Genomic DNA, 14,522 nt, shown 5'->3' on the forward strand with positions numbered 1-14,522 from the left:
TAAAATTGGAGTGAGTTTTTGTTTTCTTGTGTTAAATTATGGTAAAATAATAGTATGATAAATCGAATGAAACAGTTGGTTGAAGATCTCAACCGCTATGCCAAAGAATACTATACCAATGATGCTCCGAGTATCTCAGATAGCGAGTATGACAAACTCTATCGTGAGCTTGTTCAACTTGAAGAAGAGCATCCTGAGTTGATTTTGCCAGATAGTCCGACGCATCGTGTCGGAGGACGTGTCTTGGAAGGGTTTGAAAAGTTTGAGCATGAGTATCCGCTTTTCTCTCTTCAAGATGCTTTTTTGCGTGAAGAATTAGATGAATTTGATAGACGAATTAAGGCGGAATTTCCACAAGCTTCTTATTTAGCAGAGCTAAAAATTGATGGTCTGTCTCTTTCTTTGACCTATGTTGGTGGTGTTTTGCAGGTGGCTGCGACACGTGGTGATGGTAGTGTTGGTGAAAATATCACTGAAAATGTTAAGCGAATTAAGGATGTTCCTTTGACCTTGCCTAATGGTGAGACACTGACTGTTCGAGGTGAGGCTTATTTGCCGCGCGCCGCCTTTGCCAAAATTAACCAAGAACGTCAAGAAAATGGTGAATCTGAATTTGCCAATCCTCGAAATGCAGCCGCTGGAACCTTGCGTCAGTTGGACACAGCGGTCGTGGCGAAACGTAATCTTGCGACCTTTATCTATCAAGAAGCGGGTGAAACGACTTTCGAAACGCAAGAGGCCGTACTTGAGGGCTTTGAAGCCTTAGGTTTTGTGGTCAACCCACGTCGTCTTGTCACGTCGTCAATGGATGAGATTTGGGACTTTATCCAAGAAATCCAAGCAGAGCGCGATCATCTTGCCTATGATATTGATGGCATTGTGATTAAGGTGAACAGCCTTGCTATGCAGGAAGAATTAGGGTTTACTGTAAAAGCACCTCGTTGGGCAGTTGCCTATAAGTTTCCGGCTGAGGAAAAAGAGGCAGAGCTTCTTTCTGTGGATTGGCAGGTTGGTCGTACAGGAGTGATTACGCCGACAGCCAATCTCAGGCCAGTTCAATTAGCGGGGACAACGGTTTCTCGTGCGACTCTGCATAATGTTGATTACATTGCGGAAAAAGATATCCGAATTGGAGACACTGTCATTGTTTATAAGGCAGGGGATATTATTCCAGCAGTGTTAAGAGTAGTAGAAGGCAAGCGTACCAATCAAGAACCTATGGTTATCCCAAGCGCCTGCCCATCTTGTCAATCAGAATTAGTGCATTATGAAGATGAGGTTGCACTTCGTTGTATCAATCCGTTGTGCCCGAGTCAAGTGCAACGACGTTTAGAACATTTTGCGAGTCGTGATGCCATGAATATTGCTGGCCTAGGAAGTTCTATCGTTGAAAAATTGTTTAAGGCTAATCTCATTCATGATGTGGCAGATATTTACCGCTTGACGGTGGAGGATTTGCTGACTTTGGAAGGATTTAAAGAAAAATCAGCTGAGAAACTGTTTACAGCCATTCAAGCTTCTAAGACCAATTCAGCTGAGAAATTGCTCTTTGGATTGGGCATTCGTCATGTCGGTGCCAAAGCCTCAAAACTCCTTTTGGAAGTGTTTGGACACGTGACAGCCTTAGCAGAAGCAGATGAAGAAGCAATTGCCAAGATTGAAGGTCTGGGGGGCGTTATTGCTAAAAGCCTGCGCAGCTATTTTGATAAAAAGGAGAGCAAGACGCTTATCGAAGAACTAGCCAGTTACGGTGTCAACCTCTCTTATCTCGGTAAAAAAGTGGCACAAGATGCAGCCCTTTCAGGAATGACCGTCGTCTTGACTGGAAAATTAGAACAGATGGGACGCAAAGAAGCCAAGGAAAAATTGGAAAATCTGGGCGCTAAAGTAACAGGTTCGGTATCCAAGAAAACAGATTTAGTTGTGGCTGGTAGCGACGCAGGAAGCAAACTAACAAAGGCTCAAGACTTAGGCATCAGGATAGAAGATGAGGCTTGGTTGCTAGACTTATAGAAATAGAAAATGTGATGATATGGTAAAACAGCGTAAACGTGCCCGTTTGATTTACAATCCAACATCTGGGCAAGAAATTATGAAGAAAAATGTGGCTGAAGTTCTCAATATCTTAGAAGGTTTCGGCTATGAAACATCAGCTTTTCAGACAACTGCTGAAAAAAATTCAGCCATGGATGAAGCGACTCGTGCTGGTCTCATGGGCTTTGATTTGGTCATCGCAGCAGGTGGTGACGGCACGATCAATGAAGTGGTCAATGGTATTGCACCTCTTGAAAACCGCCCTGCCATGGCCATTATTCCAACTGGAACGACAAATGATTTTGCTCGAGCCTTAAAAATTCCACGCGGCAATCCAATTGAAGCAGCTAAAATGATTGGTAAAAATCAAACCATTGCAATGGATGTTGGTCGTGCCTACGGAGAACGGTATTTTATCAATATTGCAGCAGCGGGAAGTCTTAGTGAATTAACTTACAGTGTCCCAAGTCAATTAAAAACCATGTTTGGTTACTTAGCTTATTTGGCTAAAGGTGTTGAATTATTACCGCAGATACGCAATGTTCCTGTCAAAATCACACATGATGGTGGCGTGTTTGAGGGTGAAGTGTCAATGATTTTTGCTGCCATTACCAATTCGGTCGGTGGCTTTGAGCAAATTGCGCCTGACGCCAAATTAGATGATGGTAATTTTACATTGATTTTAGTCAAAACAGCCAATCTGATGGAAATTTTACACTTAACCCGCTTGGTTTTAGATGGTGGTAAACATATCACCGATAAACGTGTGGAGTATATCAAAACGAGCTACATCAAGATTGAGCCACAGAGCACTAAGCGAATGATGATTAACCTAGATGGTGAGTATGGTGGGGATGCTCCAATTACCTTAGAAAACCTCAAAAATCATATCACCTTCTTTGCCAATACAGATGATATTGCAGATGATGCTCTTGTCTCTGAAGATGACAGAGAGCGTGAAGCATTTGCCCAACGATTTACACATGAAATTGATGACTTTGAAAAGGAGAGTAACCAGTAGATGATGTTAGACAATGCGACAATTGTCCACTTTCATAGTCAGGAGGAAAATTACTTTGACCTTAGAGTGTGGCAATGGCAGATAGGTGGTCTTGGGCATGAGGCTTATTTTAACCTTTTTGATAGCTTTGGTGTCAAGGCGACATTGATTTATCCTGCGCCGCATTTTCTTGGAGAAGTTGGTGTTCTGGTCATGAAAAAAGACTGGTCTGCAAAGACCAAGGACTACCACGTTCAGCGTCATTACGGAGTTGATAAGACCGAAGTTTGGCTGGTAGACGGCGATGATACCGTCTATTATTCACGTCAGGCAGCAGTAGCTAGTCCTCACTATGGAAGGCGTCAAGCGCATGCTTTTGATATGGGAACCAATAGCAGAGCTTTTGATAAAAAATGGGGCTTCGATGGTTGGCTTGGCTTTAACTACCAGCAAGAGGCAACAGAGTTTAGACTTTGGGCACCAACGGCAGAATTAGTGGAATTGGTTCTCTATTCATCGACCAATCAAGATGCCAGTGTTGCACAAGTCTATCCTATGCGCCGTGGAGAGCAATACAATCCAGAAAAACATACTGAAAATACTCATGGTGTCTGGTACCTAAACCTCTCAGGGGATTACAATTACACAGCTTATAGTTACCGTGTTCATTACCGCAGACGGACATTTAGAGACAGCCGTGACCCTTATAGCATTGCCACAACAGCAGATGGTAAGCGCTCAATTGTTATTTCCAATGAAGACTTGAGACCGCAAGGTTTCAGAGTGACACACGGTGAAAAGGCGCCGTGGCGACTATCAAATCCAAACCAAGCCGTCATTTGTGAGATGCATATCCGCGATTTTACAAAATCTGAAACCTCAGGTGTTGACGAGGATAAACGTGGGAAATTCCTTGGTGCCATTCAGACAGGGACAAAAAATGCTTTTGGAGACGCCACAGGTTTTGATTATATCAAGCACATGGGCTATAATTACATCCAACTTCAACCTGTATTTGACCACCATCAGACCATTTTGGAAGATGGAAGCTATGCTTATAACTGGGGTTATGATCCTGAAAATTATAATGTTCCAGAGGCAAGTTTTACCTCTAATCCCGAAGAACCTGCAACACGTATTTTAGAATTAAAAGAGCTGATTCAGGCTTATCATGAAGCAGGGATAGGTGTGATTTTAGATGTGGTTTACAACCATACCTATGCCACGCAAGATTCCGTTTTTCAATTAGTTGTTCCTGATTATTATTATCGGATGAATGCAGATGGCTCTTTTCAAAATGGCTCTGGTTGTGGCAATGAAACGGCTTCTGAGAAGGAAATGTTCCGTAAGTACATAATTGATTCCTTGACTTATTGGGTTACAGAGTATGGTGTTGATGGCTTTCGTTTTGATTTGATGGGGCTTCATGATGTGGAAACTATGAATGCCATTCGCTCAGCAATGGACAAAATTGATCCTAACATTCTTCTTTATGGAGAAGGTTGGGATATGGGCGTTGGGCTGATGCCAGAGGATAAGGCGAAAAAGGAAAATGCTTGGCAGATGCCAAGAATTGGCTTTTTCAATGATGATGCCCGAGATGCCATTAAAGGTGCAGAAGTTTATGGCTATTTTGAAAGAGGATTTGTTTCTGGCGAGGCCACAGAGGATGTGCTTGCTAAGGCATTTTTAGGCAGTGATGAATTAAATCATTACCTAAGCCCTAGTCAAGTGGTGAATTATGTCGAAGCACACGATAATTATAATCTTAACGATTTGATGTGGCATCTTCATCCCTATGATGATTTAGAAACGCATAAAAAAAGAATAGCGCTTGCTAGTGAAATGAACCTCACCTTGCAAGGTATTTGCTTTATGCAATTGGGTCAAGAATTCATGAGAACGAAACTTTATCCAACAGGGGAAAATGGTGAACTCACTCAAGAAGATAGAGAGCGAGCGATGAATTCTTATAATGCCCCTGATGAAGTGAATCAAGTGGATTGGAACCTTGTGACTGAGCATGCGGATTTAGTCGCTAAAATTCGTCTTTTTATTTCCGAAAAACGTGAAAATATGATTTTTTCAATTGATGAATTTCCGAAAGTTCGTGAATTAGTTTTTGTAGAGCGTGCGGTACCTGGTAGTGGTCACCTGGTTGTTCGCTACGGAGATGAGAAGCATACCTCTCTAAAACTTAACAATATTGAAAAAGTTTTGGAAATTTCATGACAAATAAAATAAAATATGGTAAACTTATTTTAAAGCGTTTTCTTGATAGAAAATGTGTACATTGAAATGGGGATAATCTTAATACGTTAAGATTATCCCCATTTTTTGATCTATTCAACAATTTATAATATAGTCGAATGAATTAGTTTTAAGACAAAGAACTGAAATGCAGACAGTACTTGAGTATGGCAAGTCGAAAGTGACGATGTATTAAAGTTAATGTATATGACTATAAATGTATCAATTTTCAGGATTGGGGGTATTTATGGACGATAAAGATAGGCTTTATCAGTTTGGTATGGGAGAAAATTTTCATGCTCAGCATTATTTCGGTGCCCATCCTAAGGGAGAGGGGTACCAATTTAGAGTATGGGCACCCAATGCCAGAGATATTGCCGTTATCGGTGATTTTACAAACTGGACTGCTCAGCCTTTTTCTTTAGAAAAAAATGAAGCAGGTGTCTGGGAAGGCGTTATCCCAGAAGCAAAGACTGGTCAACTCTATAAATATCTGGTGACACGGCACAACGGTCAACAGGTTGAAAAATTGGATCCATTTGCGTATTACCTTGAAGATCGTCCGAGTACAGCGGCGATTTTAAGACCATTTTCAGAACACAAGTGGAAAGATGGTCTTTGGATGGGAAGACGGAAACGCTTTGGCTTTAAGAAACGCCCGGTCACTATTTATGAGGTGCATGCTTCATCTTGGAAGAAAGGGATGACCTTCAAAGACCTCACTCGTGAGTTAATTCCTTATTTGGCTAAGATGAATTATACGCATGTTGAGTTTATGCCACTGATGGCTCACCCTCTAGGAGCATCGTGGGGCTATCAATTAATGGGGTATTTTGCTTTTGAGCATACCTACGGGACACCAGAGGAATTCCAAGAGTTTGTCGATACCTGTCATCAACATAATATCGGCGTTATCGTCGACTGGGTTCCAGGGCATTTCACTCAAAATGATGATGCTTTAGCTTATTTTGATGGGACACCGACTTTTGAGTATCAGGATTCTGATCGTGCGAAAAATGTACGATGGGGAGCCTTGAATTTTGACCTCGGAAAAAATCAAGTTCAGTCCTTCTTAATCTCCTCAGCCCTCTTTTGGGTCGAGCATTACCACATTGATGGTATTCGTGTAGATGCTGTTTCCAACATGCTTTACAGAGATTATGATGAAGGACCTTGGACACCAAATGTTTATGGTGGCAATCGTAATTTAGAGGGGTATGATTTCCTTCGTCGTCTTAATGGTATCATGAAAGACAGACATCCAGATGTGATGATGATTGCTGAAGAATCAACAGCAGCAACGCCAATCACCAAGGATTTAGAAGAAGATGGCCTCGGATTTGATTATAAATGGAATATGGGATGGATGAATGATATTCTTCGTTTCTATGAAAGTGATCCCATCTATCGCCAATACGATTTTAATCTTGTCACCTTTAGCTTCATGTACTGTTTTAACGAACGGTTTGTCCTACCATTTTCACATGACGAAGTGGTTCATGGGAAAAAATCTTTAATGCATAAAATGTGGGGAGATCGTTATAATCAATTTGCAGGTTTGCGAAACCTTCTCGCCTATCAAATTTGTCATCCTGGTAAGAAACTGCTCTTCATGGGATCAGAGTTTGGACAATTTTTGGAATGGAAATGTGATCACCAATTAGAATGGCAAAATCTCTCCGAAGAAGATCAACTGAACCAGAAAATGCAAGATTTCACCAGCCACCTGAATCAGTTCTATAAAAATCACAAAGCACTTTGGCAAAATGATGAAACCTATGATGGCTTGGAAATCATCGATGCCGATAATACCGCAGAGACGGTACTGAGCTTTATTCGCAAAGATGATAAGGGTGATATCCTTGTCTGCGTCTTTAATATGACTCCAGTCGAACGTCAAAACTTTACGATAGGAGTGCCCTATGCAGGTATTTATGAAGAAGTTCTCAACACCGAAATGGAAACCTTTGGAGGTGTTTGGAAGGAGCATAATCCGCAAATGAGAACACAAGCTCATCAGTGGAAAAATTATCAAAATACACTTAGTTTCACCCTACCAGCTTTAGGGGCTAGTATCTGGAAGATTAAGCGTAAGTTGAAAAAATAATAGTTTTGGGTGATATTGTGTTTTAGCTTTAAAATAGTAAACTCGTTTAAGATAAAATGTCTCAGTCACAATGAATTCCTCTTCAATATATGGTTGTTTTATAATATTTTATTGCTGGTATTTTCTGCAATCATTACGAGCGACGAAGTCGCCACAACTAGCACTTTCCGCAGTGGTGATTACTCTAAAACTAATAAGTTTCAGCTTGAGCTTAGAAACCAGAGAGCGAAGGAGACCTAGGCTTGCCAAGAAGGAATGGAACTCTGTAGGAGGGGAGGTTCTGACACTGACTTCGTCAGCTTCATTTCCCACCTCAAAAGGTCTCCTAGACCTTAACGATTGAGACGAACTTCGTTCGCCTTATTCCCCACCTCAAAAGGTCTCTTAGACCTTTTGAGCGCCCCACACCACATTAGGAGAAGTGCTGACAAAAATACTAAATAAAAGCTAATTGACTTTAACTTTTGTTAGAAGGAATTCTGTGAAGAAATATCACTTTCGTCGCTCCATTTAGATTATGACGACAGTTGTCGTTATAGCTAAAGGTCAACTTGTAGAGATTAGTGATGTGATATTAAAAAATATCAGCAAAATCTCTTGAATATTACTTTCATTTAAGGAAGGAAACAATATGAAAAATGAAATGTTAGCTTTAATTCTTGCCGGTGGGCAAGGTACTCGTCTTGGTAAGTTGACTCAAAGTATTGCTAAGCCTGCTGTGCAATTTGGTGGTCGCTACCGCATTATTGATTTTGCTTTGTCAAATTGTGCCAATTCAGGGATTAATAATGTCGGTGTTATCACGCAATACCAACCCCTTGCACTTAATAGCCATATCGGAAATGGTTCTTCATGAGGGTTAGATGGTATTGATAGTGGAGCAACCATCTTGCAACCGTACTCAGCTACAGAAGGTAACCGTTGGTTTCTAGGTACCAGCCATGCCATTTATCAAAATATTGACTATATTGATAGCATTAATCCAGAATACGTTCTGATTTTATCTGGTGACCATATTTATAAAATGGACTACGATGACATGCTCCAAACGCATAAAGATAACCAAGCAAGCCTAACGGTTGCGGTTATCGATGTGCCGCTCAAAGAAGCAAGCCGTTTTGGTATCATGAATACCGATACTAACGATCGTATCGTTGAATTTGAAGAAAAACCTGCTAATCCAAAATCAACCAAAGCTTCTATGGGTATTTACATTTTCACCTGGGATAAACTCCGTAAAATGTTAGTAGACGCTGAAAAGAATGACGTGGATATGTCAGACTTCGGTCAAAATGTTATCCCAGCTTATCTTGATCAAGGTGAGGCTGTTTATACTTACAACTTTGCTGGTTATTGGAAAGATGTGGGTACCATCGAATCACTTTGGGAAGCGAATATGGAGTATATCGGTGAAGATAACGAGCTCAATAGCCGTGACCGTTCTTGGAAAATCTATTCTAAAAACCATATTGCACCACCAAACTTCCTTGCAGATACCGCTAATGTCAAAGACAGTCTCGTTGTAGACGGTTGCTTTGTGGCGGGTGATGTTGACCATTCAATCTTGTCAACAAATGTTAAAGTTGAAGAAGGTGCAGTGGTTAAAGATAGTTTTATCATGAGTGGTGTAACGATAAAAGCTGGTGCTAAGATTACACGTGCCATTATTGGTGAAGGCGCAGTGATTAGTGAAAATGTTGAAATTGATGGAACAGAAGACGTTCAAGTAGTAGGCTACAATGAAGTAGTGGGGGTGCCAAATGAAGATTGATAAATACACAGCTATTTTAGGAAATACTATCGGCTATCCAGATATGGAAAGCTTGACAGCAAATCGTCCATTGGCAAACCTGCCATTTGATGGAAAGTATCGCTTGATTGACTTCCAATTATCAAGCATTGCTAATGCGGGGATTAGAAGTGTCTATGGTATTTTCCGTGGGCAAAATATCCGCTCTATTTTCGACCACATTCGTTCAGGTCGTGAGTGGGGTCTCAATACCCTGCTTAGCCATTATTTCTTAGGATTTTATAATACGAGTGATGAAAGTAAAACCGCTGACGCTGATTACTATGATCAAATTCTGAATTACTTGAAACGCTCTGGCTCAGACCAAACGGTTTACATGTCTTGTGATATTTTAGCTAATATCAATTTAAAACAGGTTCTTCATGTGCATTCAGCCAATAAGCGTGAAATGACTGTTATTTATAAAAAAGTTGCGAAATCAAACCTCTCATCTGACAATGAGTTGCTTGCCATCGATGAAACAGATACGGTTGTTGGGAAAATTTCTGTTGAGAAAAGTGACGAGCCAGTTCCAATGTCAGCAGATATTTATGTGGTGAACACGCCTTACTTGATTGAAAAATTGGAAGAGGAAGCCCAAAAAGAAACCCCTCGTAAAATTCGTTTCGTGCTCCGCGATTTAATTGTAGAAGCTGGCGCTTTAGCCTTCGAACACACAGGATATCTAGCTAACATCACTTCTGTAAAATCATACTATGATGCCAATATGGATATGCTTGACCCACAGAAATTCTATACCCTTTTCTATGGCAATCAAAAAGTTTACACCAAAGTGAAGAATGAAGAATCAACTTACTTTGATGAACAGTCAACAGTATCTAATTCACAATTTGCTTCTGGCTCAATTATTAAAGGAAATGTGAACCGCTCGATTATTTCGCGTTCTTGCCGTGTTGAAGAAGGGGCAACCGTTGCTCACTCAGTAGTTTTCCCTAAAGTAAAAATTGGAGCTGGCGCGACAATTGAGTATGCTATCATTGATAAAAATGTTACCGTACCAGCAGGTGTAACGCTTCGTGGTTCAGCTGAAAAACCACTGGTAATCGCAAAAGGTCGTGAAATCACAGGAGATATTATTCAATGAAAATCATGTTTGTAGCGGCAGAAGGAGCGCCTTTTGCCAAAACAGGTGGTTTGGGAGATGTTATTGGAGCTCTCCCAAAATCCCTTGTTAAAAAAGGGCATGAAGTGGCGGTGGTTTTACCCTATTACGATCTTGTCGCTAATAAATTTTGGAATCAGGTAGAGGATGTTCTCTATTTTTACATCTCTTTAGGATGGCGCCGTCAATACGTTGGCGTTAAACGTATTATCCGAGATGGGGTTACCTTCTATTTTATCGACAATGAACAGTATTTCCACCGTGGAAAAGTTTACGGGGAATGGGATGATGGTGAACGCTTTGCCTTCTTCCAATTAGCAGCCTTAGAACTGATGGAAAAAGTTGCGTTTATTCCTGATGTCCTTCATGTTCACGATTATCATACGGCGATGATTCCTTATCTATTGAAGGAAAAATATCGTTGGATTAATGCCTACAAAGACATTAAAACAGTCTTCACAATCCACAACATTGAATTTCAAGGCCAGTTTGATGCAGGAATGCTTGGGGATCTCTTTGGTGTAGGCGATGAGCGCTATACTGATGGTACTCTACGTTGGAATGACTGTCTTAACTGGATGAAAGCAGCTGTGCTTTACAGTGATCGCGTGACAACTGTTTCACCAAGTTATGCTGAAGAAATTAAAACTCCAGCCTTTGGGAAAGGCTTAGACCAAGTCATGCGGATGGAATCAGGAAAGTTAACAGGTATTGTGAATGGTATTGATACGGAACTCTTTGATCCAGAAACGGACAAACTTATCCCACATCATTTTTCAATCAACGACTTATCTGGTAAAATCAAGAATAAAGTAGCCTTGCAAGAACGCTTAGGTCTGCCTGTCCGTGAAACTGTTCCTGTAATCGGTATGGTTTCTCGCCTCACAGATCAAAAAGGGTTTGATTTAGTGGTCAATGAATTGCATAACCTCCTACAACATGATGTGCAAATCATTTTGCTAGGAACAGGCTATGCGGAGTATGAAAATGCTTTTTCGTGGTTTGGACAAACCTATCCAGATAAGGTTTCTGCCAACATCACTTTTGACCTAGGATTGGCGCAGCAAATTTATGCTAGCTCGGATATTTTCCTCATGCCTTCGGCTTTTGAGCCATGTGGTTTATCACAAATGATGTCCATGCGCTACGGAACATTGCCAATCGTTTCAGAGGTGGGTGGTTTACGTGACACCGTTCAACCTTATAATGCCTATGATAAGACAGGAACAGGCTTTAGCTTTGGAGAGTTTTCTAGCTATTGGATGAGCAAAACGATCGAACTTGCCTTGGATGTTTACTATCATCATCCAGAAGATTGGAAACAGTTGCAAATCAATGCGATGACTAAGGATTTTTCATGGGATACCGCATGTGAAGCCTACCTAGACCTTTATAAAACGCTTAAATAACGAACATTGACATAAAAGCACCTCTCTTAAAAAGACAGCAGGTGCTTTTTTAGATATAATAGCTAGGAAAGTAATCTTTATTGCCAATGTCAGACTTGTTTTGCTAGCCCAAAGGAAAATTTCTGAACTAGTAGCTAATTTTACGGACAGGATATTTGATCGTCTACCTAAGGCTTTCAATTGAGAAATAAGAGTTAAAAAGAGATGTAGTGACAGCTTGACGCAATGGATTTTTTCAAACAGAGATTAAATATAAAGAAGTGATGAAGAATGGTTTTAAACCAATGTCTTCAGCTTCACTATCAAAAGATAATTGATTAGAAAGGGTTTTATGGAACTCAAACATTTAACAAAAGAACAATTTATTCGTGATTTTAAAGATACATTACATGAAGAGCAGTTGATTAAGGTCCCACGCGCAACACCTTCTGAGCTTTTCACAACTTTAGCTAAATTGATTCGCAAATATTATACAGACACTTGGATTGCCCGTAATCATAAATTATCTGGGAATCAGGAAAAAATAGCCTACTATTTTTCAATTGAATTCTTACCAGGTCGCATGCTTGAGACCAATCTTCTGAACCTAGGCATTCTGGACCTTGTTAAAGAAGGTTTTGCTGATCTTGAGGTTGATTTTGAAGAAGTGGTCCAAGCAGAGCATGACATGGCACTTGGTAATGGTGGTCTTGGTCGTTTAGCGGCAGCCTTTATGGATTCTTTGGCGACAACAGGTTATCCAGGTTTTGGTAATGGGTTACGCTGCCAGTATGGTCTTTTCAAACAACGCATTGTTAATGGCTACCAAGTTGAATTACCAGATTCATGGTTTGGGTCAATTGGAAATGTTTGGGAAGTCCGTAAAGATCATGATGTGGTAGATGTGAAACTTTTTGGGGATGTCTACCTTCAGGCCAATGAAGAGGGACGTATCGTACCAGTTCACAATAATGCTCAGGTACTTCGCGCTGTTCCCTACGACGTTCCACAAATTGGTTTTGAAAATAATGTCATTAACAATTTGCGACTCTGGGATGTTGAAATTCCAGAAGAGTATGAATTGTATTACCCAACCTTAGACGCTAGACGTCGTGTGCAAGATATCACAGCAATCTTGTACCCTGATGACACTAGCTATGAAGGTAAAGAGCTTCGCTTGATTCAAGAATACTTCATGACAAGTGCCGGTCTTCAGACAATTATCAAGTCTTATCTTAAAATGGGATTGCCACTGGAAAAGATTCACGAAAAAGTTTCTGTCCACATCAACGATACGCACCCAGCAGTCGCACCAGCAGAATCTATGCGCCTCTTGCTTGATGAATATGGATTAGAATGGGATGCTGCATGGAATGCGACTGTTCAAACCATGAGTTATACCAACCATACCATTTTGTCAGAGGCTTTAGAAAAATGGGACGCAGGGCTATTTAAACATGTCTTGCCACGCGTTTACCAAATTATTCTTGAAATTGATCATCGTTTTGTGTCAAACTTGGCTCAAAATCATGTTGATGCAGGTTTGATTGAACGCACTCGTATTGTGAAAAATGGTCAAATCCATATGGCAAATCTTGCCATTATTGGTGGGCACTCAGTCAACGGTGTTGCTAAATTGCACACGGAACTTCTAAAAGAGGATACGCTTCACGATTTCTATGTGCTCTATCCAGAGAAATTCAATAACAAGACCAATGGTATTGTGCAGCGCCGTTGGACCCAAATTGCAGCTCCAGAATTATCACAGGCTATTGACCAAACAATTGGCAAAGGATGGCGCAAGGATATCCATGAACTTGAGAAATTGACTGCTTATGCAGATGACGAACAAGTACTTAACACATTCTACCAAGTGAAGAAAGAAGCTAAGGCGCGTCTTGCAGCCTACATTAAAGAGACAACGGGTGTCGAAGTCTCTACTGATGCTATCTTTGATGTCCAAGTTAAACGACTCCATGCTTATAAGCGCCAACTTCTTAATGTTCTTCATATCCTCAAACTTTACCATGACTTGAAGGACAATCCAGAGAAAAATATGGTTCCTCGCGTCTTTATTTTTGGGGCAAAAGCTGCGCCAGGCTATCATTTTGCAAAATCTGTTATTAAGCTAATCAATGAGATTGCTAATCTTATTAATCACGATGCCTCACTTCAAGGAAAACTTAAAGTGGTCTTCCTTGAAAACTATAATGTGAGCCTTGCTGAGCTTATTGTCCCAGCAGCGGATGTCTCAGAGCAAATTTCACTTGCGTCTAAAGAAGCATCAGGAACATCTAATATGAAATTTATGATGACAGGAGCAGTTACCCTTGCAACCCTTGATGGGGCTAATATCGAAATCAAGGACGAAGTTGGTGATGAAAATATCGTTATCTTTGGTATGGATAAGGATGCGGTATATGCTCACTATGCAGCTCATGATTATTATTCACGTGGTCTCTATGAGAGTAATCCTGTTATTCGCCGTGTCGTTGACAGTTTTGTTAATGGGACTATCTCAAATGCTCAGAGCGAAGGCGCAGAGATTTATGAAGCTCTCATTACTCACAATGACGAATACTTCTTGCTTGAAGATTTCACGTCCTATGTCGCAGCTCAAGAACGTATTGATGCCCTTTATCGTGATCAAAAATCTTGGGCAAAAGTTAGTCTGATGAACATTGCAAAATCGCATAAGTTTACTTCAGATGACACCATTACTGAGTATGCTGAAGATATTTGGAATTTGAAAAAATAATTATTAGCGGATTGAGGGGCGGAACAAGTTTCCAGCCTCTCTTAGTTTGATATTAGTCAATGTTGGTCAAAGA

The 14,522-nt window shown here is 40.6% G+C and carries 7 protein-coding genes and 1 pseudogene; all 8 read left to right on the forward strand.

Annotated features, from left to right (window positions below):
• Window positions 1-54: 54 nt before the first annotated feature.
• Entirely contained in the window at window positions 55-2,013 is a 1,959-nt protein-coding gene (gene ligA / locus AB6M99_RS03845) for an NAD-dependent DNA ligase LigA (RefSeq protein WP_121834290.1), read from the forward strand.
• Between the two features lie 19 nt (window positions 2,014-2,032).
• Window positions 2,033-3,055, forward strand: coding sequence for a diacylglycerol kinase family lipid kinase (locus AB6M99_RS03850; protein WP_121834291.1), 1,023 nt, complete (start codon window positions 2,033-2,035; stop codon window positions 3,053-3,055).
• 3 nt (window positions 3,056-3,058) lie between these two features.
• On the forward strand, window positions 3,059-5,266 hold the full coding sequence (pulA, locus tag AB6M99_RS03855; protein ID WP_121834534.1) for a type I pullulanase: 2,208 nt from the start codon (window positions 3,059-3,061) through the stop codon (window positions 5,264-5,266).
• Between the two features lie 265 nt (window positions 5,267-5,531).
• The gene (gene glgB, locus AB6M99_RS03860) at window positions 5,532-7,391 is read left to right on the forward strand and encodes a 1,4-alpha-glucan branching protein GlgB (RefSeq protein ID WP_121834292.1); all 1,860 of its coding nucleotides are present in this window, start codon (window positions 5,532-5,534) and stop codon (window positions 7,389-7,391) included.
• Between the two features lie 631 nt (window positions 7,392-8,022).
• A pseudogene (locus AB6M99_RS03865) lies at window positions 8,023-9,162 on the forward strand (glucose-1-phosphate adenylyltransferase).
• Window positions 9,152-10,285: a glucose-1-phosphate adenylyltransferase subunit GlgD gene (glgD, locus tag AB6M99_RS03870; protein WP_121834293.1), complete on the forward strand. Its 1,134-nt coding sequence runs from the start codon at window positions 9,152-9,154 to the stop codon at window positions 10,283-10,285. The pseudogene AB6M99_RS03865 and the gene glgD overlap by 11 nt, the downstream one beginning before the upstream one ends.
• Window positions 10,282-11,712, forward strand: coding sequence for a glycogen synthase GlgA (gene glgA / locus AB6M99_RS03875; RefSeq protein ID WP_121834294.1), 1,431 nt, complete (start codon window positions 10,282-10,284; stop codon window positions 11,710-11,712). The genes glgD and glgA overlap by 4 nt, the downstream gene beginning before the upstream one ends.
• 331 nt (window positions 11,713-12,043) lie before the next feature.
• Window positions 12,044-14,449, forward strand: a complete 2,406-nt coding sequence (locus AB6M99_RS03880; protein WP_369351111.1) for a glycogen/starch/alpha-glucan phosphorylase — start codon at window positions 12,044-12,046, stop codon at window positions 14,447-14,449.
• The last annotated feature ends 73 nt before the right edge of the window (window positions 14,450-14,522 follow it).

The sequence above is a fragment of the Streptococcus hillyeri genome (assembly GCF_041081565.1).
GTDB lineage: Bacteria > Bacillota > Bacilli > Lactobacillales > Streptococcaceae > Streptococcus > Streptococcus hillyeri.

Excerpts from the sequence above, each read along its gene's own strand:
- ligA (WP_121834290.1), top strand. The coding sequence starts at position 55 with ATGATAAATCGAATGAAACAGTTGGTTGAAGATCTCAACCGCTATGCC.
- AB6M99_RS03850 (WP_121834291.1), top strand. The coding sequence starts at position 2,033 with ATGGTAAAACAGCGTAAACGTGCCCGTTTGATTTACAATCCAACATCT.
- pulA (WP_121834534.1), top strand. The coding sequence starts at position 3,059 with ATGTTAGACAATGCGACAATTGTCCACTTTCATAGTCAGGAGGAAAAT.
- glgB (WP_121834292.1), top strand. The coding sequence starts at position 5,532 with ATGGACGATAAAGATAGGCTTTATCAGTTTGGTATGGGAGAAAATTTT.
- glgD (WP_121834293.1), top strand. The coding sequence starts at position 9,152 with ATGAAGATTGATAAATACACAGCTATTTTAGGAAATACTATCGGCTAT.
- glgA (WP_121834294.1), top strand. The coding sequence starts at position 10,282 with ATGAAAATCATGTTTGTAGCGGCAGAAGGAGCGCCTTTTGCCAAAACA.
- AB6M99_RS03880 (WP_369351111.1), top strand. The coding sequence starts at position 12,044 with ATGGAACTCAAACATTTAACAAAAGAACAATTTATTCGTGATTTTAAA.